This is a genomic window from Pseudoalteromonas sp. SANK 73390 (assembly GCF_054966645.1).
This window is the reverse complement of record NZ_ARPN01000037.1, coordinates 1-25317: the sequence shown is the minus strand read 5'-3', so window position 1 is coordinate 25317 and position 25317 is coordinate 1. Positions and strand designations below refer to the sequence as shown.

Annotated in this window: 18 protein-coding genes and 1 tRNA gene; 11 read left to right on the top strand and 8 right to left on the bottom strand. The window is 40.9% G+C overall.

The features are described from left to right. Positions 1–94: 94 nt before the first annotated feature. Both SANK73390_RS03760 and ilvC read right to left on the bottom strand, forming a co-directional pair. Positions 95–2008 (bottom strand): methyl-accepting chemotaxis protein, encoded by a 1914-nt coding sequence (locus SANK73390_RS03760; protein WP_462763722.1) that lies wholly within the window; start codon positions 2006–2008, stop codon positions 95–97. 298 nt (positions 2009–2306) lie between these two features. Beyond that, entirely contained in the window at positions 2307–3779 is a 1473-nt protein-coding gene (gene ilvC, locus SANK73390_RS03755; protein ID WP_462763719.1) for a ketol-acid reductoisomerase, read from the bottom strand. A gap of 121 nt (positions 3780–3900) precedes the next feature. On the opposite strand from ilvC, the gene ilvY reads away from it, so the two are divergent. From ilvY to SANK73390_RS03730, 5 genes are all read left to right on the top strand, one after another. Continuing rightward, positions 3901–4809 carry an HTH-type transcriptional activator IlvY gene (gene ilvY, locus SANK73390_RS03750; protein ID WP_462763716.1) on the top strand — a complete coding sequence of 303 codons (909 nt, stop codon included), beginning with the start codon at positions 3901–3903 and terminating at the stop codon, positions 4807–4809. A gap of 294 nt (positions 4810–5103) precedes the next feature. Next, the gene (locus tag SANK73390_RS03745; protein ID WP_462763713.1) at positions 5104–6858 is read left to right on the top strand and encodes a DUF4856 domain-containing protein; all 1755 of its coding nucleotides are present in this window, start codon (positions 5104–5106) and stop codon (positions 6856–6858) included. 86 nt (positions 6859–6944) lie between these two features. Continuing rightward, positions 6945–8213 (top strand): imelysin family protein, encoded by a 1269-nt coding sequence (locus tag SANK73390_RS03740; protein WP_462763710.1) that lies wholly within the window; start codon positions 6945–6947, stop codon positions 8211–8213. After that, complete coding sequence (locus SANK73390_RS03735) at positions 8206–10431, top strand: TonB-dependent receptor family protein (protein WP_462763708.1); 2226 nt, start codon at positions 8206–8208, stop codon at positions 10429–10431. Before SANK73390_RS03740 ends, SANK73390_RS03735 begins: the two co-directional genes overlap by 8 nt. Before the next feature lie 66 nt (positions 10432–10497). Next, positions 10498–11490, top strand: coding sequence for a sterol desaturase family protein (locus SANK73390_RS03730; protein WP_462763706.1), 993 nt, complete (start codon positions 10498–10500; stop codon positions 11488–11490). On the opposite strand, the gene SANK73390_RS03725 is transcribed toward SANK73390_RS03730, so the two are convergent. The 3 genes from SANK73390_RS03725 to SANK73390_RS03715 all read right to left on the bottom strand — a co-directional run bounded on the left by SANK73390_RS03725 (position 11487) and on the right by SANK73390_RS03715 (position 13816). Beyond that, positions 11487–11705: a DUF3820 family protein gene (locus tag SANK73390_RS03725; RefSeq protein ID WP_462763703.1), complete on the bottom strand. Its 219-nt coding sequence runs from the start codon at positions 11703–11705 to the stop codon at positions 11487–11489. The genes SANK73390_RS03730 and SANK73390_RS03725 overlap by 4 nt on opposite strands. Before the next feature lie 91 nt (positions 11706–11796). After that, the gene (locus tag SANK73390_RS03720; RefSeq protein ID WP_462763700.1) at positions 11797–13392 is read right to left on the bottom strand and encodes a TonB-dependent copper receptor; all 1596 of its coding nucleotides are present in this window, start codon (positions 13390–13392) and stop codon (positions 11797–11799) included. Then, the gene (locus tag SANK73390_RS03715) at positions 13325–13816 is read right to left on the bottom strand and encodes a TonB-dependent receptor plug domain-containing protein (RefSeq protein WP_462763697.1); all 492 of its coding nucleotides are present in this window, start codon (positions 13814–13816) and stop codon (positions 13325–13327) included. Before SANK73390_RS03715 ends, SANK73390_RS03720 begins: the two co-directional genes overlap by 68 nt. Positions 13817–14199: 383 nt before the next feature. Here SANK73390_RS03715 and putP point away from each other — a divergent pair, with 383 nt between their 5' ends. Continuing rightward, positions 14200–15678 carry a sodium/proline symporter PutP gene (gene putP / locus SANK73390_RS03710; protein WP_462763694.1) on the top strand — a complete coding sequence of 493 codons (1479 nt, stop codon included), beginning with the start codon at positions 14200–14202 and terminating at the stop codon, positions 15676–15678. 118 nt (positions 15679–15796) lie between these two features. On the opposite strand, the gene SANK73390_RS03705 is transcribed toward putP, so the two are convergent. The 3 genes from SANK73390_RS03705 to SANK73390_RS03695 all read right to left on the bottom strand — a co-directional run bounded on the left by SANK73390_RS03705 (position 15797) and on the right by SANK73390_RS03695 (position 20228). Next, the gene (locus tag SANK73390_RS03705; protein WP_462763691.1) at positions 15797–16696 is read right to left on the bottom strand and encodes a substrate-binding periplasmic protein; all 900 of its coding nucleotides are present in this window, start codon (positions 16694–16696) and stop codon (positions 15797–15799) included. A 123-nt stretch (positions 16697–16819) separates the two neighbouring features. Beyond that, on the bottom strand, positions 16820–17788 hold the full coding sequence (gene cysK, locus SANK73390_RS03700; RefSeq protein ID WP_261593403.1) for a cysteine synthase A: 969 nt from the start codon (positions 17786–17788) through the stop codon (positions 16820–16822). Positions 17789–17927: 139 nt separating this feature from the next. Beyond that, positions 17928–20228, bottom strand: a complete 2301-nt coding sequence (locus SANK73390_RS03695; protein ID WP_462763688.1) for a carbohydrate binding family 9 domain-containing protein — start codon at positions 20226–20228, stop codon at positions 17928–17930. 474 nt (positions 20229–20702) lie between these two features. Here SANK73390_RS03695 and SANK73390_RS03690 point away from each other — a divergent pair, with 474 nt between their 5' ends. From SANK73390_RS03690 to SANK73390_RS03670, 5 genes are all read left to right on the top strand, one after another. Beyond that, positions 20703–21848, top strand: coding sequence for a dicarboxylate/amino acid:cation symporter (locus SANK73390_RS03690; protein WP_462763685.1), 1146 nt, complete (start codon positions 20703–20705; stop codon positions 21846–21848). 175 nt (positions 21849–22023) lie between these two features. Beyond that, the gene (uvrY, locus tag SANK73390_RS03685) at positions 22024–22674 is read left to right on the top strand and encodes a UvrY/SirA/GacA family response regulator transcription factor (protein ID WP_261593405.1); all 651 of its coding nucleotides are present in this window, start codon (positions 22024–22026) and stop codon (positions 22672–22674) included. 12 nt (positions 22675–22686) lie between these two features. Beyond that, the gene (gene uvrC, locus SANK73390_RS03680) at positions 22687–24510 is read left to right on the top strand and encodes an excinuclease ABC subunit UvrC (RefSeq protein WP_462763681.1); all 1824 of its coding nucleotides are present in this window, start codon (positions 22687–22689) and stop codon (positions 24508–24510) included. A gap of 42 nt (positions 24511–24552) precedes the next feature. Beyond that, on the top strand, positions 24553–25098 hold the full coding sequence (gene pgsA / locus SANK73390_RS03675) for a CDP-diacylglycerol--glycerol-3-phosphate 3-phosphatidyltransferase (protein ID WP_462763678.1): 546 nt from the start codon (positions 24553–24555) through the stop codon (positions 25096–25098). A 142-nt stretch (positions 25099–25240) separates the two neighbouring features. Then, a tRNA-Gly gene (locus SANK73390_RS03670) sits at positions 25241–25316 on the top strand. Position 25317: the final 1 nt, after the last annotated feature.

Here is a 25317-nt window from a genome sequence, read left to right as displayed (position 1 = left end):
GTTGTTTAAAAAGACCGCCAACAGCGTATAAAACTTACACAGGAATTATAGCAGGGAAGTGAGAACGGTGGTCACATGACCACCGATTGAATGATTACTGCTGTTCAAAGCTCGCTACGAGGGTATCCAGTGACTTGGCTGAGTCAGCCAGCGCTTGAATGGATTGCTCTGTATTGAGCTGCGCGCTCATTACATCATCGCTGATGGTACTGATATGCTCAATGCTTCGGCCCACATCAGCAACTACGTTGCTTTGCTGTTCAGTCGCTGCAGCGATTAAGGTGGTCATATCGTTTATTTGATTTGCCGTCTCTGTGACATCTTCCATTAAGTCTACGGAGATTTGCATACTCTCAACACTTTGTTCAGCTTGTTGCTTTGAGCGATTAATTTGATTGACAATTGCATCAGATGTTTGCGTCAACTCATTGATAGTTGCTTGTATTTCATCCGTTGAATTTGATGTTCTACTTGCTAATGCGCGAACTTCATCGGCAACAACCGCAAAGCCTCTGCCGTGTTCACCTGCTCGAGCTGATTCAATTGCTGCGTTTAGCGCTAGTAAGTTAGTTTGTTCAGAGATCCCACGAATAACATCTACAATGTTTGCAATAGATTGTGTTTTATTTACCAGCTTTTCTACTGCATGTGCCATGGCATCAATATCTGTTGCTAATGTTTGCAATGTTTTTTGACTTTGCTGAACACGATGATGGCCCTGCTCTGACGACGCTTTGCTTTGCTCGGTTAATTTTGCAGAGTTATTTGCACTGCCTGCAATTTCTTGTACCGTTGCACCCATTTGGTTAATCGCGGCGGCCACCGAAATTGTTTGCGACTTTTGATCATCTAATGCTTGTGAGTTGCTGCGGCTTTGCTCAAACACTTGCTCACTGGCGCTACGAATATCATGGCTTTCGTTGGCAACCATTTTGATAGCCGCTTCAATTTTGGAAATAAACTCATTAAATCCATCTGCGAGGGCTTGTAACTCTGGTTGCTTCAAATCGGGCACCCGATAATGCAATTTAGCATCACCACTTCCGAGGCGGGCGAATAGCTTAGCCATATTAGACAATGGCGCACTAAGGTTTTTTGCCATCAATAAACTGATAAAGCTGGCGATAACTGCAGTCACTAATGCAAACAAAATAATTTGCCATTGTAGCGCATTGATTTCATCAAACACCTCATCGGCAGGCACTTGTGCGATAACATACAAATCCGTTTTTTCTATTGCGCTGGCAGCGATAATGGTGTCGTGGCCATTAAGTTTGATTGTATCCACGGCAAAGTGACGACCATTGAGTAGTGTGTGGCTTGCGTTGACTCCATAAAAATCATTTAGATTTGATTTGGCAACTTTTGAGGCGTCAGGGTGTAGTTGTACTTGCCCTTGTGCGTTTACCACATACACAAACCCTGTCTTCTCAATAGTCATATCGCTGAGCATACGTTGCATGTCATCAATACTTTTGGCAAGACCCGCTAAGCCGATACCGTTAGTTTGTTGATGGTTAACAAACATTTTTACATCACCAGGTGCTTCTTGGTAGATGCTAATAGAAAACGGGTTATTGCTTTGCGTAAAGTTAAAAAACCAGCCATCTTGTTGCTGATTTAACACTCTTAAAAAGCCATTTTGATTCCAGTATTGCGCACTGCTGCGGTTGGCCCACGAGGCGGTTACTAAATCATACTGTCGCGTTATGCGCTTGAGCTCACTTACCAGTAGGGTTTCATCTAATTGGCCCCGTTTGGCCATCTCGGTGATGAACTGGTTACTTGATAGTTGATGTGCTGCGTTTTTTAATTGCAAAATCTGCTGCGCGATTGACTTGTTTATACTCTCTATTTTACTAGGGAGTTCTGACTCTAACATCCTTTTTTCAGTCATGGATTTAGCGCTATAAATCGCTTTTGCTCCAATAACGCTGGCTACAATAATTGCGATTAAGCTACCAAGGAGGGTGATCCTTTGGGTAATAGATAGGTTATACATCCGCATTTAATTACACTTTTTACCGAACTGAATTAAATATTCTAACATACACGATTATTGGGGCATATCGTTTCTGTTTATTTGCTTATAGGTCTGGGTTAGTTAATAAGTTTTCATTATTAGCTCTTTTAAAGGCTTATATCACAGCGCTTTTAACGGTAGTTAACCTCAGGTTTGGATAAGGGGGTTGGAATAGAAAAAGCCCATTGCATAGGCGAATGGGCTTTGGTTTCTAACAAGCGAACTATTAAAGCAAGCCAAGCGTTGGTGCTTTCCCTGACGTGCGCTTGCCTAGGGAGGTGGCTTAAACAATCTTTTTCATCGCTGACATGTAGCCACGTAAGGTTTCACCTACTTTTTCAACTGGGTGATTACGAATGGCATGATTTACTTGTATAAGCAACTGATTATCTACATAATTATCACTAGTGCCGAGTCCTTTTCCAATCACGTCAGTGTTTAACTTGCTCATAAATGGTTTAAGTAAGGGCAAACAGGCATGGTTATATAAGTAACAACCATATTCAGCCGTATCTGAAATTGTTCTATTCATTTCAAATAGTTTTTTACGAGCAATGGTATTGGCAATGAGTGGTGTTTCATGAAGCGACTCATAATAGGCAGACTCGTCAATGATCCCAGCTGCTGTCATTGTCTCAAATGCGAGTTCAACTCCTGCTTTAACCATAGCAACCATTAAAATACCTTGGTCAAAAAATACTTGCTCAGAGATTTCTTGCTCAGTGTTTGGTTGTTTTTCAAATGCAGTGTTAGCGGTGTCTGCGCGCCATGAAAGAAGTTTGACGTCGTCTTCTGCCCAATCTGCCATCATACCTTTTGAGAATTCGCCGCTGATGATGTCGTCCATATGTTTGTTGTAGAGAGGGCGCATTATTTGCTTTAGCTCTTCGCTTAACTCAAATGCTTTTAGCTTGGCTGGGTTTGATAGACGGTCCATCATGTTGGTAATGCCGCCATGTTTTAAGGCTTCAGTTATTATTTCCCAGCCATATTGAATAAGCTTTGATGCGTAGCTTGCCTCAATGCCTTGCTCAACCATTTTGTCAAAACAAAGCAAAGACCCTGTTTGCAACATACCACACAGGATAGTTTGTTCACCCATCAGGTCTGATTTTACTTCAGCAATAAACGAAGAGTGCAATACGCCTGCTTTATGGCCACCAGTGCCTGCTGCATAGGCTTTTGCTTGCGCGAAGCCTTTACCCTCAGGGTCGTTCTCTGGGTGTATGGCAATTAATGTTGGTACACCAAAGCCACGTTTATACTCTTCACGTACTTCAGTGCCTGGGCATTTTGGTGCTACCATAATAACAGTGATGTCTTTGCGTACTTGCATGCCTTCTTCAACTATATTAAAGCCATGTGAGTAAGCAAGTGTTGCGCCTTGTTTCATTAATGGCATCACGGCGTTAACCACTGCGGTATGCTGTTTGTCTGGCGTTAAGTTAAGTACGAGATCGGCGGTGGGGATCAGCTCGTCGTAGGTGCCAACGGTAAAACCGTTTTCAGATGCGTTTAAAAATGACTGGCGTTTTTCGCTAATTGCTGACTCGCGCAATGCATAAGTGACATCTAAACCTGAGTCTCGAAGGTTTAAACCCTGATTAAGACCTTGTGCGCCGCAGCCCACAATAACCAACTTTTTGCCTTCTAACTCTTTAACACCATCGTCAAACTCTTTGGGGTCCATAAACTCGCACTGAGCTAACTGCGCTAGCTGTTCTCTTAAGGGAAGTGTATTGAAATAGTTTGCCATGTGAGTACCTTTATAAATTCGCGTTTGTTAGAAATGTCTATAAGTCCAGCATAAGCAGTGTTTTTGATTACGTAAAATGATATATTTGAATCACTGTATTTCATTTTTTGAAAGGTAAAATGTGGACCACAAGCAGCTCGGCTATTTTTTAACATTGGCAGAAACGCTTCACTTTGCGCGTGCTAGTGAGCAATGCCATGTAAGTGCTCCTACTCTGAGCCGACAGATAAAACAGCTTGAGCAAGAGCTGGGAACGGAGCTATTTATACGTGACAACCGCAGTGTTAGGCTTACGGTTAATGGCAAGGCGTTTGTGGATTATGCACAAGCAACGCTGGCAAAATGGCGACAGTTTAAAGGCCAATGCCAAGATAGTGCCGGGCCGCTCACCGGTGAGTTAAGTATGTATTGCTCGGTAACAGCCACATATAGTTTTACTTATGACTTATTTGCTGTTTTTAGAAAGCAGTTTCCAGCCATAGAGTTAAACCTAAATACAGGCGATCCCGCTTTTTCTATTAATCATGTACAAACAGGCAAAGAAGACGTTGCAGTTGCTGTAGCGCCAACGCATTTGCCGCAAGGGATTGCATACTTACCACTTGGTAAGTCAAAGCTAGTGATGATAGCACCGACAATGGATTGCCCGTTGAGTGAACTAATTAATAGCCACCTTAACAGGCCTAATTTATTGGAGCAGCTCCCTTTTATTATGCCAGAGCATGGTGTGTTAAAAGAGCGCATTGATGCTTTTTGTGCGAGGCAAAAGTTAACGCCTAAAGTTTATGCGCACGTGTCCGGTCATGAAGCAATGGTGGCGCTAGCCAGTTTAGGGTTTGGGGTCGCATGTGTGCCGCAAATTGTGTTAGAACAAAGCCCATTTTTAAGCCAAGTACAGCATTTAAAAGTTGAACCAAAAGATAGCCTTGAAGAAATTGAAATTGGCTTGATTTGCAAGCAAAAAAGGTTGCAAGACCCTGTGGTAAGTGCGCTGTGGCAATGTGCTGCACAGCTATTCTTGAACCCTTAGTCGTAGGTTGTTGATTGTTTTGCTTTTGCTAATTATTGGTTGGCTCAAGTTATACTTAATTTACAGCTTGGCTACACCAGTCCAAATCGTTTGAATCACTTGCAGAGCGCAGCCTGATTGTGATTTACCTAAAATGCAAAAAAATGATTGTTTACATAACGCCAATATATTACCTACAAACCGTGATAAGTTTATACTGGCAACGCAAATAATATTGATTGTCATTTAGATATGTGTATACTTTCACTCCAGATAAGAAATACAAATATTAATTATTTTCAAAGGAAATCATTGATGGTTTTACGAAAGTCTCTTCTGGCCACTTCTATTGTAGTTGCAACACTGGGTTTAACCGCGTGTGGCGGTTCAAGTTCAAGCAGTAACGATTCAAATAATAATGGTGATAATGGCACGGTTACCACGCCTACCAACTCAGCACCAACAGCGATTGCATTAACAGCACAAGCGCAAGTAAATGAAAACGTAGCGGGTCAAGTTATTGGTACTTTAGCTGCAACAGATGCTGACTCGGATGAAACATTCACATTTACCACGACAGATGAGCGTTTTGAAATTGATGCAAATACACTAAAGTTAAAGAGCTCTGCGGTATTGAACTTTGAAGTTGAGCCGCAAGTATCTGTTGATGTGACTGTAACAGACAGTGCCAACAATACGTTCTCTGCTGCTGTGACATTTGATGTAACTGATGCAAAAGATTATGACTTTTTAAATGCTGAATCAGGTGATTCAAGCGTATCTTACTCAGGCCAAATTGCACGTCATGCGCTAATTAAAGAATTGTATAACTATATTGGTGGTGACTTAGCAACTGATGCACAGACCATGACTGCCGATGCATTACTTGCGCAATTAAACAAGTTTTATAAAATTTCAGATGGCGACTATGATGCCATCGCAAATGCTATGTCATTATCAATCGTACAAGATGCAAAACAAGCAACACTGGCTGACATTTCAGGAAGCCATAAAGACTTAAGCGGTAAAATTGCAGGTAATGATGCAACGGGCCAACACAAAGATTGGAACGATGGTGCAAGTTTTGAAGGGTGGGCTGGTCTTGAAACAAACACGCCTGAAGGGTTAATGAACGCTTTAATTGCACAAGTTGTAGAGCGTGTGCAGCAAACTACTGTACAAACGCCAAATGGTAAAGAAATAGAAACGCATTACGTAACCGCTGAGGGTGTTGACCTTAAACAGTTAACGCAAAAGTTTTTATATGGTGCGGTGGCATTTTCTCAAGGTGCTGATGATTACCTAGATGATGCAACACAGGGCAAAGGACTTAAAACCAGTAACATTCTCGACGATAAAGCATATACAAACCTTGAGCATCAATGGGATGAAGGTTTTGGTTACTTTGGTGCTGCTCGTAACTACCTAAGTTACACAGATGAAGAAGTAGCCGCTAAAGGCGGTCGTGAAAACTGGCAAGGGAACAACGACTTTAATGCTGATGGCAAAATTGATTTAAATGCTGAGTACAATTTTGGCAACTCTACCAATGCAGCGAAGCGTGATTTAGGCTCTAAAGACTATGATGCAAAAACTGACTACAGTGCAGATGCCTTTAATGCATTTTTTGCCGGTCGTAAGTTAATTTCTGATAATGTAGGCACTGAGCTTACTGATGAGCAGTTAACTGAACTTAAAGGCTATGCAGTTGCTGCAACGGCAGCATGGGAAAAGTCTATCTCAGCCACAGTTGTTCACTACATTAATGATACCATCGCTGATCTGGAACAGATGAAAGTGGGTACCTATGAAGCTGATAAGTTTGTAACATTAGCTAAGCACTGGTCTGAAATGAAAGGCTTTGCACTTAATTTGCAATTTAACCCAGAATCACCTTTCAATGCAGAGGCAAATGCGGGTAAATTTGCGCAAATGCATGTGTTAATGGGTAACAAGCCAGTAGTGGGTGAACAGGCGGACGTAGAAGCTTATATTGTTGAGCTTAAGCAAGCGCGTGATATTTTACAGCAAGTTTATAGCTTTGACGGTGAAGTCGTTACTAACTGGTAATTTACTCACAGATAAACTATCAAAAAGGTTAGCTTTTCGAGGCTAGCCTTTTGTTGTATTTAAAATCGAATAAAAAGAGGCGATTGATGGCACCAACATTTAAACCTTTATTGTTAGCAAGCACTTTAGCTGCATTGCTAAGCGGTTGTGGTGAGAGTACCTCAAGCTCAACCGGCGAGAACTTTTCTGACAACAAAGACAATGGCACTATTAGCTTTGATCAACAAGCACTGTTGGTGAACTTAACTGACAATGTAATTACGCCAACCTTTGAAGCATTTGCAGACAAGGCGCAATCTTTACCTGCACAAGTTAAAGCATACTGTGACCTAGAGACGAGCTTTGACCCAAGTATGCAAGATGCTGCTCAAAAAGCGGGACTCGATGCGTCTCTACAGGTGGCGCAAGACGCATGGCGTGAAACAATGGTTAGCTGGCAACATGCTGAGTTGATGGTCGTTGGTCCGTTGCTTGATAATGATAAGTCATTGCGTAATGACATTTACTCTTGGCCTAATGCCAGCACCTGTAGTGTTGACCAAGATGTAGTGTTTTTTGAGCAAGGTATGATTAATGGTGTTGCTTATAACATTCGTAACCGCTCAGACAAACGTCGTGGTTTAGATGCCAGTGAGTATTTGTTGTTTAACGATGAGTTGGCTTATAGCTGTAGCAGTGTTGCCGCAGGTGACATTTTAGTTAATTGGAATACTCGCGATGAGCAATCGCGCAAAGTGGCGCGTTGTCAATTTGCAGTAGAAGTTGCTAATGATTTAAGTCACTCTGCGCAAACGTTATTAAATCAGTGGAGTGGTGAGCAAGGCTACAGTGAGGTATTAAAAACAGCAGGCCAACCGGGTAATAAATTTGAAACGCAAACAAAAGCCATCAATGAAATCTCCGATGCATTGTTTTATATGACCGAAGAACTCAAAGACTACAAATTGGCGACGCCACTTGGCTTATTTGCTAATAGCTGTGGCTTAGAAGCTTGCCCGCAAGCGGTGGAGTCTGTGTATGCTAAGCACTCTATTGAGAATATAAAAGCCAATATTACCGCATTTGAGCAACTGTTTTTAGGTGGTAATGGTGATGCAGCCGCAACTGGGTTTGATGATTTCTTAGATGAACAACAAGCCTCAGATACAAAGCAAGTTATGTTACAAGGTATTGCTGATGCTAAGGTGGCTGTTAATGCGTTGGAAGGTAATTTGCAAACCACGTTGGTTAATGACCAAGCGGCTGTGACTAATACACACGAAAAAGTAAAAGTAGTGACCGATCAACTTAAAAATGATTTTATTAATAAGCTTGCACTAGAACTTCCAAAAACGTCGGCAGGTGATAATGACTAAAGGGCCTTTTATGCAAAAATCTTTGTTAGCTTTGGCAGTAGCAGTTGCTATGCCAAATGCATTCGCAGCTGATAGTGACGATGAATTAGAGCATATTCAAATACTCAGTCACTATGACAAACTACGTACTGAAGCGGGCTCTGCAACATTGATAAGTGAAGAGCAACTAGAAAAATACGAATACGATGATATTCATCGTATTTTAGCCTCTGTACCGGGTGTGAACATTCGTGAAGAAGATGGTTATGGCTTGCGCCCTAATATTGGCTTTCGCGGTGTAACCCCTGAGCGTAGTAAGAAAATTACAATTCTAGAAGATGGTGTATTGATTGGCCCTTCGCCTTATTCAGCGCCAGCAGCTTACTATTTTCCTGTCACGACCCGTATGACTGCGGTGGAGGTCTTTAAAGGGCCTGCCGCGATTAAATATGGACCACAAACTGTTGCAGGCACCATTAATTTAGTGACGCGTAAAATCCCTGAGTTTAATGAAGGTGGTATAGATGTGTCGGCAGGGAGTGATGGCTATCAAAAAGCCCACGGCTACTTTGGGTCTGTTGTTAACAATGTTGGGTTTTTACTTGAAGGCGTAAATCTAAAAGCCGATGGTTTTAAAGACCTTGACGGTGGTGGTGATACCGGATTCAACAAAAACGATATTCTGGCCAAGTTTAACTACAAGATGCGTTCAAATGGCTTTGATCATACCTTTGCACTTAAGCTGTCTTACTCTGATGAGCAATCAGATGAAACTTATTTAGGTTTGACGGATGCTGACTTTGCAAGTACGCCATATCGGCGTTACGCAGCATCGCAAGATGCTTTAATGGATACTGAACATCAACAAGTGATGTTTTCACATTACTTAGAAAGTGATGATATTAAAGTAACGTCACGTATTTACCGTAACGATTATGAGCGAGCGTGGCGTAAGCTAAATAACTTAACGAATACGAGTGGTTCTTTATCATCTATTTTGGCGAACCCGACTAAGTATGCGGATGAATATGGTGTTATTTCAGGCCAGCAAGATTCGGTACAGGCAGGCCGTAGCTCAATCTTTTTAACCATGGGCACTAACGACCGCGAATACTTTTCACAAGGTATACAAGTGGACGCGTCGATTAAGTTTAAGTTGTTTGACTTAGACCATAAGCTTGCAGTGGGTGTGCGTTATCATGAAGATGAAATTGAACGTAAGCACTTTAAACAGACGTATGCAATGAGTTCAGGTCGAGCTCAAAATACCGGCCAAGCTAAAGCATTTACCACTTTAGATACCGAAGCAACTGATGCTTGGTCGGTGTATATGGAAGATCAAATTACCTTAGATGCGTTAACACTGGGTATAGGTGTACGCGGTGAATTGATGGATATGCATTACCAAAACAACAAAGATGCACTAGAGTGGCAAGATAAAACAACGCGTATTTGGATGCCAGGTATCAGTGGTTTTTATAAGCTGTCAGATGAGTCAGGGTTGTTGTTTGGTGTACATCAGGGTTTTGTGCCATCATCACCGGCTCAACCGGATAATATTAAGCTTGAAAAAAGTGTGAACTATGAGTTTGGTGGTCGTTTTAATGACGGTATCACTCAGTTTGAGTTGGTTAGCTTTTACAATGATTATAGTAATTTAAAAGAAAGTTGTAGTCAGTCGAACTGTGGTATTGATTCACAATTAGACCAAGAGTTTAATGGTGGGGAAGTGGATGTATACGGGGTTGAGGCTCAATTCTCACAAAGTTACCCGCTAAGCTTACATTTAGAAGTTCCTTATGGCTTTGTTTACACTTACACTAAAAGTGAATTTCAGCATGATTTACGCTCTGAGTTTGCCCAGTGGGGAGAGGTTAAAAAAGGCGATGAACTGCCTTATTTGCCTAATCACCAAGCAACCTTTAGCATTGGTTTAGCAGCTCAACAGTGGCAGCTTTCAATGGCTGTGAAGTATGTTAGCTCTATGCCTGAAGCTGCGGGTGTGAGCTGGCAAGATACTAAATCTGGGACAAAGGTTAATATTCCACTTGCGGGCGAAAAAGTGCCTTCGAATGTGGTTGTTGACTTGTCTGCTAGCTATGAGTTAGGTGAGTATGGCCGCGTTTATGCTAAAGTAGATAACCTACTTGATGAAAACGAAGTGGTTAGCCGTCGTCCATATGGTGCGCGCCCTGGCAAGCCGCGTCAGTTTTCGTTAGGGTACAAATATCAGTTTTAAGTGTTAGTAATAAACACTTCACGATAAATCAGGGCCACTCAGTTGGCCCTTTTTTTGAGGTAAACCATGTTAGAACAAATGTGGCAGAGTTTTATTTCTTTGCCTACTTATTTGCTTGATGCGAATAAGCGCATTTATATTCCTTACCTATTAACTGCAATAGCGATGGCTGTGCCTGTGTATTTTGCCGCGCAAGCTCAGCGTTCTTTACGCGGCTTTTTGGCATTCTTGTTTCCTAAGAAAGTATGGTTATGCAAAAGTGCCAAGCTAGATTACTGCTTACTGATCACAAATGTTTTACTCAAGGCGGCGTTATTTGCACCCATTGTATTGACTATGGTGCCTGTGGCTATTGCTACTACAGATATTTTAGAGTGGGGATTCGGTCAGCCCTTGCATCTGGCTTGGTCAGATACTGCAGTGATAGCGATATTTACTGTGATGCTGTTTCTTGTCGATGATTTAACTCGGTTTTTGTTGCACTTATTACTACATAAAGTGCCCTTCCTTTGGGAATTTCATAAAGTACATCATTCAGCAAAGGTATTAACGCCGTTTACTATTTATCGCTCACACCCTGTTGAAAGCTATCTCTACGCATGCAGGATGGCACTCACGCAAGGTTTAGTGGTCGGGTTTGGCTATCATTTTTTTGGCACAGGGTTAAGTATGTTTGACATTCTGGGTGCCAATGCATTCGTTTTCTTATTTAATATATTTGGGGCTAACTTACGCCACTCTCATATTCGCTTTAGCTGGGGCGATAAGCTAGAAGGTTGGTTAATTAGTCCGGCACAACATCAAATACATCACAGCGATAACCCTAAGCATTTTGACACTAACTTGGGGTCTGCACTGGCTATTTGGGATAGACTGTATGGTTCTTTAATTAAGGCATCTGCTGCACCCAGTATCAATATTGGTGTAGGCCGATATGATGCTGGGCACGATTCAGTAGGCGCTATTTACCTCAAACCTTTTAGGCAAGCATTTATGACGTTGTTAGGTAAAAAGTCTATGGTGAAACCGCCATTAAATAAGCTTGATAATGAACGTTAGTCATGCTTTAAAAGTGGCATCAACATTTTTTCTAAACCATTGAGTTTTACTTCGTAAATCATAGCGAGCTGCTCACCAAGCTTGCCTTGAGGAAAGCCTTGTTGTTTAAACCAAACCACATAAGGCTCGGGAAGCAATAATAAGGGTATACCTGCATGTTTTCCAAACGGCATTTTAGTATTAATGGCTTCAATGAGTGCTTGTTGATTATGCATTTTTATAGCTAATAAAGTGAATTGGGTCGCTATTGTAACAATTAATGCCTAGAGTATCAGCAAGCATGCCCTTCGGTGTAAACTTGATGAGTTAAAAGCGCCAGTTTATATTGCTCCATAAGGTCATACCGGCTTCATTCACTTTGTCTATTTGCTGATAGCCGCTCACGGCTGCGCCTGATTTACTTAAATGTTGTGCATAAGTTTTATCAAACAAGTTATCTACGCCCATACTCCAATCAACACCTTTGGATAGATTATATTGTGCGTTTAACGATAAAGTACCATAGCCACTTGTGGGTGCTATATCTTGTCCTGCGATATTGCCTTGCGCCGGTGCAACCCGATGCTGAGCTGCCGCCACGTGCCAAAGCATACCCACTCGCCATGTTTTTTGTTCATAATTTAGTGTGACGCGCATTTGTAAAGGAGGCTGCTGTGCTAAGGCAATATGGTCCGTGAGGTTGCTACCGCGAACATAACTGATGCTTGCTGCTGCTTGCCAATATTTGGTTAAGTGATAATTAATATCGGCCTCAAAGCCAAGTGTTTCAGCATCAATATTGCGTGTTACTTTGCGTTGCATAGGCGCTTGCCCATAAGCGTTGTCAGTTAGAATAAAGTCACTGATACGGTTATAAAAGAGCGATAGGTTACTTTGCCACAGAGTACTTGCGTGTTGTATACCAAAATCTAGCTGGTTTGTTTTCTCTACATTAGTATTAAATGCACTGTTACTATTTATGGCCATACGGTTGCCACCAAGTAACTCCCAGTAGTCAGGAAATCGTTCTGTATGGCCAAAGCCAATGAAGTAACTACGATTTTCGCTCTGTTGAGCATAGCGAGTAAAACCACTCCATAAGGTGTCTTTACGAGTTGTATTGGCGGTTGGGTTAGGTGTTTTTTTCATCATCATAGTAATTTGCTGTCGCAAGTCTTTCGCTTGCCAGCGATCAATGCGCAGGCCAGATATAATCTGTTGATGCTCTCCAAGAGATAACTCATGCTCGCCAAAAAGACCCGATTTCTCAAATTCGCCATCGGTCATGCGCGGCATCAGTTGTACAGGATTGTTTAGCTGGTTCATGCTGCTTCGATTTCTATGGCGGTCTTGCTGATGATCTAAGCCAAATGTTAACGTATTGGCAGAGTTGAGTTGAGCATCAAATACGATTTTACCACCTTGAGAGCGTCTGTCTGGGTTGGCGGATGTTGGCAGCTTCATCATCATGTTGGGTTTAAATTGGCGTAAACTGTGATTGTCCATAATGTGATCGACATCGTTGTAATACCACTGTGCATCAAGATGGTTGATGACGCCTATGCTAAGTGCCCATTGTGCACGAATTGCGCCGTGGGTTCTATCAAATAAGCTACCGTCCATCATACGATCCGCATAGGCAACTTCACCATCGCTGCGGCCATAAGTTAAGCTAATAATGTTATCATCACTCGGAGTGTAGGCAAGCTCCATATCGCCGTTCCAGCGTTTGTAATTAGAGTGGATAGTGGTGTTGTTTCCATCTTGGTAGTCACCCGCACGGCTGTGGCTACCTGCAACACGAAAATAATAATCAGGCGTACCCGCTTTGATATCAACATTGATGCTACGACGCTCAGCACTGGCAACAACTGCATTGGCAAAAACCTTGGAGTTGAGGTTTTTGTAACCGTTGTTGGTCACGCTCAAAAATAACGGTAGCAGCACTGTTTCCCGAACCGTAAAGTACCGTCTGTGGGCCTTTAATAACGGTTAGCGTGTCATACGTTTGAGGGGTAATGTAAGCGGTAGGTGGGTCCATTCTAGAACCACAGCCCCCTAATGTTAATCCACCATCGGTAATAATATTTAAACGTGAACCTGCCATGCCCCTAAAAACGGGGTCGCTACTTGCGGCTCCCTTTTTGATAAGAGAAAACCCAGTAATGCTTGATAACAAGTCTGCACCATCCTGAGCGGGAAGGGGTTGCCTTGGAAGTTTTGGGTCAGTTTGTAACAATAAAGGTGATTGCATGGGCGCTATTACCACAATGTGCTCTAGAGCATCTTCATCAGCCATACACTGCAAGGCACTAAGCAAAGCAATACTAAGCAGAGTTATTTTCATTTTTTATATTCCATTCAGTAATTTGAGAAGAATTTTATCGATATGGCAGAAATTTTACATGTGACAGATTGTCGCACCTAATGAGTGCTCACTAAAAGGTGCCTGTATTTCGTACATTAATTAAGAGGGAAAACTAACCGTTTATTAGTTTAAATTTAAGAAGGTGAGCTGGGAGTAGCTAGTTTGCTCTTGTTACTGCATTTTTAGAGTTATAAAAATTGTAAAAATGTTGAGTGTATTGCTTGAGCTACTATGCTGGGGTGTGAATGTTATTCATGCTATAGTCGAGCAAAACAAATAAGGCTCTCTTTTTAATGATAAAAGTAAAAGCGTGTGCTAGATAGTTGTCATTAAGTAGGGTGCTCATAACGAAGGAGGTAACTTTGGAATTAGGCACGATTATTTCGTTAGTCATATACTTTGTGGTTATGTTAGGTATAGGCCTCTACGCCTACCGTAAATCAACCGGAGATGTTTCAGGTTATATGTTAGGGGGGCGAAATTTACCTCCCAGTGTGGCTGCTTTGTCTGCGGGTGCGTCTGACATGAGTGGCTGGATTTTAATGGGTTTACCTGGCGCAATGTTTGTGACTGGGTTTAGCAGTACGTGGATTGCTATTGGCTTAGTGATTGGTGCTTGGCTTAATTACTTTTTAGTAGCACCGCGATTGCGGGTATATACTGAGCTTGCCAGTGATGCGATTACTATACCTGATTATTTTGCAAATCGCTTTGAAGATAAAGGCAATGCTTTACGTATTGTATCAGCACTGGTCATTATTGTATTTTTCACTTTGTATACGTCTTCTGGTGTTGTCGCTGGTGGTAAGTTGTTTGAAAGCTCTTTTGGTATGAGCTACGAACTAGGCCTGTACGTAACAACTGGCGTTGTTGTCTTATATACATTATTTGGCGGCTTTTTAGCTGTGAGCCTTACGGATTTTGTGCAAGGCTGTATTATGTTCATTGCCTTGATTTTAGTACCACTTGTTACATATTCATTACTTGATACGCCGTTATCGTCCACGCTAAATTCTATGAATCCAGACATGCTAACTTGGGTTGGTGCTGGTGGTGCTATTGGTATTATATCGGCGATGTCTTGGGGATTAGGTTATTTTGGTCAGCCTCATATTATCGTGCGCTTTATGTCGGTAAGAAGCGTTAAAGATATGCCAACCGCGCGTCGCATTGGTATGACTTGGATGATTGTTGCTGCTTTAGGTGCCGTTGGTACGGGCTTATTTGGAGCCGCTTATGCCCAAGAAAAGGGGATTGTTGTTGAAGACCCTGAAACCATCTTTTTAATTTTATCACAATTATTGTTCCATCCACTCATTGCAGGGTTTTTATTAGCGGCAATTTTAGCTGCCATCATGAGTACCATTTCTTCTCAGTTGTTAGTCAGTTCAAGTTCTTTAACGGAAGATTTCTATAAAATCTTTATACACAGAAAGGCAACAGACAAAGAGTTGGTTTTAGTTGGTCGTTTAAGCGTTGTAGTTGTGGCTTTATTCGCAATTTATTTGGCTTATGATAGAGATAGCTCAATCTTGAGTTTGGTTAGTAATGCTTGGGCGGGCTTTGGTGCAGCATTTGGGCCTTTGGTTTTATTGAGTTTGTTTTGGCAGCGTATGAACTTTTATGGCGCATTAGCTGGAATGGTGTCAGGTGCTGCAACCGTATTAATATGGATTTATGCGCCAATTACTATCAATGGACAAGTACTAAGCTCAATCATTTATGAAATTGTGCCGGGCTTTATTGTGTCGCTCAGTGCGATTGTGGTTGTTAGTTTGGCCACAAAAGAACCCAGTGAACCAATTCAAGATTTGTTTAAAAAAGTTCAGACAGAACTTTAACTTAACCTCAGGTTTGGGTAAGGGTTTTGGAATAGAAAATAGCTTTATTGGGCAAATTCGCTTATCCAGAGCCGAGGTTAACTTACTACTGCATTAAAAAAGCGCCGTAAGGTGCTTTTTAAAAACATTCTAAATTTCCCATTTCAATTATTCTTTGCGTCTCTCCTTGGTTGCCAAATTGGTACAAGCTTCTGTTGATGTCATCAAGTACTTGACGCCATTGTGGTGCCTTTTTGCTTAGAGCAAAGTATAAATGATTATATTTTAATATATTGGTTTCGTTTTCAATATTGCTCAAAAGCTTCACTTTCATACTCTTGGATAGGTCAGAATAATTTACGGTAAAGCGTAGTACTTTTGGGTCACCAATAATTAGGTCTACACGCTTAGCAACTAGCAGCTTAACAAGCTGTAAATCATCAACCGCTTCTACAATCACAAATTCGCCATTGTCCATCATGGCGTCAAATTCCGGTGTATTTTGGTAACCTCTTACGACGCCAATCTTTTGTCCTTTTAAAGAATTTAAATTACCGTCAAAACGGTCTTTGTCACCTTTGCGCTTTAACAAGCCTATTTCGCCACCAGGAAATGAATTTGATAATGCAAGCATTTCTCTGCGTGTTTTGCCGGTAACATAGTCTGAAGGTGCTGAATCTTCAATATAATATTCTGGCATGAGAATATCTGCTTTGCCTGTTTCCACTTCCCTGACCGCGCGAGCCCAAGGCAAAAACTCAATATACACAGGGTAGCCTTGCTCAGTGAGCAATGCGATTGTAAATTGAAACACCCAACCTTTATTACATAATGCTTGCCCTATGTAAGGAGGCCAATCAAGCGTGACAATACGCAGCATCTTTTTGTGCCCATCAACATTATATAAGTAGCCATTTTTATACTCACTCCCTTGGACAAGTTGATAGGTTGCGTTTTTAAAATAGCCCACATTCACAACACTTTGCGCCGTGACTAAACAGGTTGTGAGTATTAACATTAGTGCCAGAATAATGCGCATATTAAATCTTAGCTAAGCTTTGCAGTGTATTGGTTAAGTTTAGAGAAGTAGCAGAATTTTTCCATGAAATTTTAGGGACAAAAAAACCGGCCGAGGCCGGTTGTTTATTAATTTATCAACAAATTATTGAACAAGCTCTTGTTCTGAAAATTCATCGGCAAACATTGGGCTTGATAAGTAACGTTCAGTTGCGCTTGGCAAAATAACCACAATATTCTTAGTGGCATTTTCAGGCTTTTCTGCGATACGCTTAGCTGCAACAACGGCTGCCCCAGATGAAATACCCACAAGGATACCCTCGTCTTTCATTAGTTGGTGTGCCATGGCAATTGCATCTTCATTTGATACCAGTTCGGTTGCATCAATTAGCTCTAAATCAAGGTTACCAGGAATAAAACCTGCGCCGATACCTTGAATTTTGTGTGGGCCAGGTTTAACTTCCTCACCAGCCAAGGTTTGCGTGATCACTGGTGAATCAGAAGGTTCTACGGCTACAGCTTTAACATCTAAACCTTTTTCATTTTTAAGATAGCGAGTAGTACCAGTTATAGTTCCGCCCGTGCCAACACCAGCAACGAAATAATCAACTTTACCTTCCATTGCATCAAAGATTTCAGGGCCAGTGGTTTCAAAATGAATTTTTGGGTTTGCTGGGTTTTCAAACTGTTGCAACAGAATATATTTCTCTGGATTGCTAGCTTGAATTTCGTTAGCTTTTTCAATTGCACCTTTCATACCCTTAGCACCTTCTGTAAGTACTAAATTTGCGCCCAGTGCTTTTAATAGCTTACGACGCTCAAGGCTCATGGTGTTAGGCATAGTTAAAGTAAGTTTGTAACCACGAGAAGCGGCTACAAAAGCTAATGCAATTCCGGTATTACCAGAAGTCGGCTCGATAAGTTCTTTGTCTTGAGTTAAAAGACCTGACTTCTCAGCTTCCCAGATCATTGAAGCACCAATACGACACTTAACACTGAAGCTTGGATTGCGAGCTTCAATTTTAGCGTATACGTTGCCGCCAGTTACACGGTTTAATTTTACAATTGGAGTTTGGCCAATTGATAGGCTGTTATCAGCGAAAATCTTAGACATTGTTTTCCCTTAGGTGATCTAGGTTTTACTTATTGTCACACTTTACTTTGCTTTATACAAAACTGAAGTAAAGAATGGCTATAAGATATATCAAATTTGCTTATAGCCAAAAGAAATATAAAAAATGTTTCTTATTCCATTACATTAGCCATGCGTAGCTAAATTTTGCAAAAAAAGTTTTCTCATCTTTGGTTAATTTCGATAAATCATCATCTTGATAGCCATTATCTGTAAAGCCGGCAAAAAACACTGTTTGTGGATTGAGCTTATAGGAATACAGAAGTTGTGTACTTAAGCCTTTGTAGTGTGCATCAACTTCATCGATATAATTTTGTGTATTTCTATTAATATCAGTATGGATAACGGCAATTCTTAAATAGCTATTTATATTGAACTGGTAAGTTAAACGTATGTCGGATAGGTTAGCGGTATAGACTTTTGCCCCATCAGCGTTGAGAGTTTCATAACTATGCCTAACGTTTATTTCAAAATGCTTACCTAAATTAAGGTTAATGGCAGGGCGTGCAAAGTGCATATTGCCTACTCGATTATTCGCTAAGTCTACTTTATTGCCCGTACGCAAGTTTAAACTGGCAAAAAGGCCAGAGACAGGTTTGAATTCTAGATAAGTCCAAAGCGTGTTTTCTGAGAATAGGTGGCTATTATTTTGTATTTTTAGGCTGGCTTTATTGTGTCTTAACCCTCGACGTTTTCTATGTTCCACACCAACATCTATGAAGCTCTGAAGAGGGCCATCTATTGCTATATTAGTTTGTACTTCTTTTTCAATTAATGTGCCATTGTCATTGTGTGTAATATCCCAGTCACTATACCAACGCGCACGATTCCACCAATTATTTTGCTCGCCATACCAGCGATATTCAAAGCCAGTTAGAAACTTATTAAAATCAACTTGCGACATAAACCCCATGTCAGCGCGTAGTTCTCTATCGTAGTTTTGGTAGCTCGTGAAGGCACGCCAATGTTTGGTGTTGTGTTCATAATTTAAAAAGTATCCTAGGCCATTTAAATTATCTTGCTGGAGCACCCTTAAGACTGATTCGTTAAAATCACAATCTTGCCCTTGCATGCATTCTTCAGTGGGCGGATGAACACAGTCACCTTCGTCGCCATCACACAACTCTTGAGCAAATATATTGCTATATTGAGTGTTAGAGCGCAATATTTGCACTTTGAATGTATCGCTGGTTGTTGGTTTATATTTTGTATCAACACTCACTAGTTGGCTTTTGTAGTCTTGTGAATCTCTTAATGTGGCGCTAGTGCCGACAGAAAGGCCATTATTTATATCGTAACGATAACGAAGGGCTGCGTTGTTGCTCTTTTGTTCTAGAGAAACCACGCTAGAGCCTAGATTACCAGGCACCATCACATTTAAGTGCTCATCATTTGTGATAAAAACTCCATAAGTGTGTCCTACCTTATTGCCCGACAATTTAACGCCAAAGTCGGGGGCTGCAATATTCCTGGTATGAATGAGGTTGAGGTGTGAAGAAAAGTAATCCGCATTATCTAAAAAAAATGCCCGCTTTTCGGGGAAGAAAAGGCTAAAGCTGTTATTAACGCTGAGTTGCCCTGTATCCGCTTCAACTTGTGAAAAATCAGGATTCAAGGTTGCATTTAAGGTTGTATCTGGCGTAATTGCCCACTTTAGATCTAAGCTCGGCTCTGATTTGTCTTCGTCTTGCCAATCTGGCACATCACTGCCATCAATGTCACGGCTTTGAGATTTGCTCAGCACCATAGAGGGGATGATGGCGATATTATTACCTTGTTTAGCTTTTTCAAAACCTGTAAATGTTGGCATTTGGCAAATCCAACAATTATTTGCGTGGGATATTTGCATATTCGATAAACGCAGACGCTGGTCTCTTGGTAAGAATCGTACAAACTCCATAGCCATATTTTTTAATTGTTGACTGTCATCAAAGTTTAATACTCGTAAGGGAATTTCTACTTCGACGGTATAACCCCTTTCATGAATTACGCCGGCACTATCCCAAATACCATTCCATGAGCTGTTCTCACTTTTAGTTAGCTCATTCTCTATCGAGTCTTGTTGTACACCTAAAGGGTTAATAAAAAATTGATATGCACTTCGACCACGATTGAATGAATCTATCTTAATACCGACTAAATCATCGTTCCATGCTCTGTCTCTATCTCTGAAAAAAGCACGAATAAGATCAGGCTCAGAGTCATCAGCTTTGAAAGCGACAAACAAAGACTGACCATTTTCATATACGTATGCGCTTGTAGAAACAGGGCTTGGTATGTTTTCTTGCGGCCAAGTGACGTTATTAATGCTTATTTTTTTTGCTTGTTGCCAAACAGGTTCATTAAGTTGCCCATCGATTATTGCGCTGGAATTGATAAAAGGTATAGGGGTAGTTTGTTCAGTAGCGTATACACCAGTCATAAAAACTGAAGCTAACGCTAAAATTGCATTACGTATCATACTGTTGAAACTGTCAAAATAATTTAAGTATTATTTAATATCATGCAACCAATGTAAACAAATGTTTCGCGATCGGTAGCAGTTAAACGCGGTCAATTGATTTCAGTGCATTATATTAATTTGATTAAAATATTGATCATTTTAGGGTTAAATGACGCGTGTAGAGTAACTACATATTGAAATTTATCCAACTTACTAGGGGCTGCTGATCTTTGCTGTGTTTTTTGTTCAGATACAGTTTATTTCTTGTTTTAGCAAAGTACAGATAGGTTTAACTATAAACTGTAAAAAGTAGTGTGTAATTTTTCGTTGAAATACCCATATACACCCATGCATGGCTGGCTTTACATCAATTTACAGACAAATGAATACATTAGTGGCAATCAGTTTGTAAAACATGATACAACAACGCATCATTTTAGTGAGAGAAGTATTATGTCGTTAATTCTTAAACTTATTGCTGGTATTTTAGGCGGTATTTTAGTCGGTTTTTATTTCCCAATGGGGTTAGTTGAATTATTGTACACCGCTAAGGTTATTATTGGGCAATTGATCAGCTTTACTATTCCATTAATTATTTTATTTTTCATTGCATCAGGTATTGCAGGTTTACCGCAAGGTTCAGGCCATTTATTAAGTAAAACAGTTGGCTTTGCTTATGGCTCTACGATCATAGCAGGTACTTTGGCTGTAATACTTGTAAATGCATTTATCCCATTTTTTGATGGCGCAGTGGGCTATGAAACGGCTGCAACGGTTGAAGTGCAAAGTTATATCGATTTAGAAATCCCGCCTTTAATGGGTGTAATGACAGCTTTAGCAAGCGCATTTATTTTTGGCGTAGGGATAAGCCAATTAAATTTATCAACGTTAAAAGGTGTGGTTGATCAAGGCCGAGATGTTATAGATGCTTTATTGGCAAAGGTGATTATTCCAGCATTACCAATATATATCGCAGGAGTATTCGCCGAAATGGCCGTAGCTGGTACTGTAGCAGATACTTTAAGCACGTTTGGGGTTGTATTGGTCGCTGCTATTGTAATGCATTGGCTCTGGCTAAGCGTTCTTTATGTCGGTAGTGGCATTTTGTTAAAACGCAGTCCAATTACTCTTATTAAAAATATGCTACCAGCATATTTTACTGCTATTGGTACAATGTCTAGTGCCGCGACTATTCCTGTATCACTAAGAGCAAGTAAAGCAAATGGTGTGAAAGACGAAGTCGCTAATTTTTCAGTGCCTTTATGTGCCACCATCCACCTTTCAGGTTCAACGATTACGATTGTTACGTGCGCGATGGCGGTAATGTTTCTGTCACCGTCGATGGAAGTACCTTCATTAGTACAGATGTTGCCGTTTATATTTATGCTAGGCGTGGTCATGATTGCCGCCCCAGGCGCGCCTGGTGGCGCTGTTATGTCGGCATTAGGCTTACTCACCACAATGCTTGGATTTAATGAGGCTGCGGTTGCTTTGATGATTGCACTCTATTTAGCGCAAGATAGCTTTGGTACTGCCTGTAACGTCACTGGTGATGGTGTTATTGCATTATGGGTTAATCGTTTTTCACAACGAGCATAGAACACTGTATTGCACTAAACTCAAAGGTAATTCTGATAGCGTATTGACGTGATTTTCTTGTGAATTTTTGGGTTTTTGTGTGTGAATATTTATAATTTTATATATTTCTATGGTAATCTTGGCCTGTCATGAAGATGAGATATGACGGCCAAGGTAACAGTAAGGGGATGAGCTATTGATTAACGTACTTTTAGTTGATGATCATGAACTTGTGAGAACAGGTATTAAACGTATATTGGACGATGTACGTGGTTTTAAAGTGGTCGGAGAGGCTAAAACTGGCGAGGAAGCGGTGACGTTTTGCCGCCAAAACGAACCAGATATAGTGTTAATGGATATGAACATGCCTGGTATTGGCGGTTTGGAGGCAACAAAGAAAATTTGTCGTTATTGTCCCGATGTAAAGGTTATTGTATTAACTGTTCACTGCGAAGACCCTTTCCCAAGCAAGGTAATGCAGATAGGAGCCCATGGCTATTTGACCAAAGGTGCTGGCCCAGATGAAATGATTAATGCAATTAGAGGCGTTAATGCAGGGCAAAGATATATCGCGCCTGAAATTGCACAACAGATAGCGTTAAATCAATTTAGTGGTCGTAATGATGAAAATCCATTTCAATCACTGTCGGAACGAGAGCTACAGATCATGTTGATGATCACCAAAGGTGAAAAAGCACAGGATATTGCTGAACGTTTGAATTTGAGTTCAAAAACCGTCAATAGTTATCGTTACAGAATGTTTGAAAAATTGAATGTCGGTGGCGATGTGGAGTTAACACATTTAGCGATTCGTCATAAAATGATAGATATTGATACCACACGTTAATTTATCATTTTAATGGCTGTATTTGATCACATTTCATTTTTAAAAACCCTAAGCACTGAGCCTGGTGTATATCGTATGTACGACGATGAGCATCAGGTAATTTATGTTGGCAAAGCTAAAAATCTTAAAAAGCGCGTTTCTAGTTACTTTCGCGTTAATATACCCGACAGTAAAACCCGTGTTTTAGTTAGTAATATTTGCCATATCGAAGTGACGCTTACGAATACTGAAACTGAAGCGTTACTGCTTGAAAATAATCTTATCAAAAAGTATCAACCTCGATACAATATTTTACTCAGAGATGACAAATCCTATCCTTATATATTATTAAGTGGACATAAACACCCTCGGCTTGCCTTTCACCGTGGCGCTAAAAAATATAAAGGGGAGTATTTTGGACCATTTCCCAGCAGTGCAGCGGTGTCTGAAAGCTTACGCTTGATGCAAAAGATTTTCCCTGTCCGTCAATGTGAGGATGCTTACTACCGTGCCCGCAGCCGACCTTGTTTGCAGCATCAGTTAAAGCGCTGTTCCGCACCTTGTGTAGGAAAAGTATCGGATGAAGAATACCAAGATCAAGTTGATATGGTTCGTCAGTTCTTAAATGGCAAGTCTCAGCAAGTGATAGCCAAACTTGTGGTGCGTATGGAAAATGCCAGTATGGCGCTTAATTTTGAGCTTGCAGCTAAGCATAGAGATCAAATCGCTCTATTAAGGCAAATGCAGGAACAGCAGTCGGTAGCTGGTAATTTTGCTGAGATGGATGTGATTGGCTTTGTACAGCAAAATGGGTTATGTGCAGTTCATATGCTCATGATCAGAGAGCACAAAATACTCGGTACGAAAACCTACTTTCCTAAAGTACCTAAAGGTTCTCAGGCGGATGAAATACTGACATCCTTCATCGGTCAATATTATCTAAGCGGTGGCACAAACAGCCGTATAGCCAAAGAGGTTGTATTACCGTTTTCATTATTAGAACAAGACGAACTTGCTACTGCCTTAGGTGAGATTGCGCTGCGCAAAGTGCAATTAAGGGCTCAGGTTCGCTCTGAGCGAGCACAATACCTTGCACTGGCAAATAAAAATGCCGCAAATAGCATCGCGGTAAAACAAAGCGCACAAGATTCTATAAATAAGCGATATGCCTTATTAAAAGAGGCGCTGCAATTGAGCGACATTCAAAGAATGGAGTGTTTTGATATTAGTCATACAATGGGTGAAAATACAGTGGCATCGTGTGTTGTATTTGATAATCAAGGGCCTAATAACAAAGAATATCGTCGTTATAATGTAACGGGTATAACACCTGGAGATGATTATGCAGCAATGGACTTTGCGCTGAACAAACGCTACATCAAGTTACAAGATGAAGCTAAGGTGCCAGATGTTATTTTTATTGATGGTGGTAAAGGTCAGCTTGGGCGAGCAGAAGCGTTTTTTGCTGATTGGCCGCTAAATAAGTTACCATTACTTGTTGGTGTTGCTAAAGGCACCAGTCGAAAGCCTGGTTTAGAAACGCTATTAATTGATGGTGGTCGACGGACGGTTAACTTAGATAGCGACTCACCAGCTTTACATTTAATTCAACATATTCGTGATGAGTCGCATCGGTTTGCTATCGCGGGTCATCGCAACAAAAGACAAAAACAGCGTAACCAATCAATGCTGGAAGAAATTGAAGGTGTTGGTCATAAACGACGCCAAGCGTTATTGAAGTATTTAGGCGGAATGCAGGGGGTAAAATCTGCTAACATTCATCAACTAAAGCAAGTACCCGGGATCAGCCCGAAAACGGCTGAAAAGATATTTAATCATTTGCATGACAAAGCTTAAGCATTCATGCGAACATAAAGAAAAAGACCTCACTAAGTAGTTATGTGGAATATTCCAAACACGCTTACAACATTTAGGTTGTTACTCATTCCTGTATTTGCAGTATTATTTTATTTGCCTTATTCATGGGCATTTTTTGCTGCTGCGTTTATTTTTTGGCTTGCTTCGGTGACAGATATCTTAGATGGATATTTGGCTCGGAAGTTAGATCAGTCTACACCATTTGGCGCATTTTTAGACCCTGTTGCAGATAAAGTGATGGTAAGTGTTGCGCTAGTTATGTTAGCCACTTACTACCAGAATCACTTTGTAACGGTTGCTGCAATTATCATTATTAGTCGTGAAATCGTTATATCAGCTTTGCGTGAATGGATGGCTGCGTTAGGGAAGCGGGGTAATGTTGCGGTATCCTCAATGGGTAAATTTAAAACGGCTGCACAGATGTTGGCGATTATTGGCTTAATTTGGCAATATGCACCATGGATGGTAAATATTAGTTATGTACTATTGGCTATTGCAACCTTGCTTACAGTGACTTCGATGCTAGCTTATTTCTATGCTGCTAAGGAGCAGTTGACTAATTCTTAACTCGAAGTGCTTATTATGGCAGCATTTTAGATAATTTTTGAGCAAACGATTAAAAACATTCATTTTTTATGTTGACGCGTTTTATAACTTCTGTAGAATGCGTCCGTGTTGAGAGGGCAGCATGCCTTTTAAATTAAAAATCGCGAGTGTAGCTCAGCTGGTAGAGCGCGACCTTGCCAAGGTCGAGGTCACGAGTTCGAACCTCGTTACTCGCTCCAA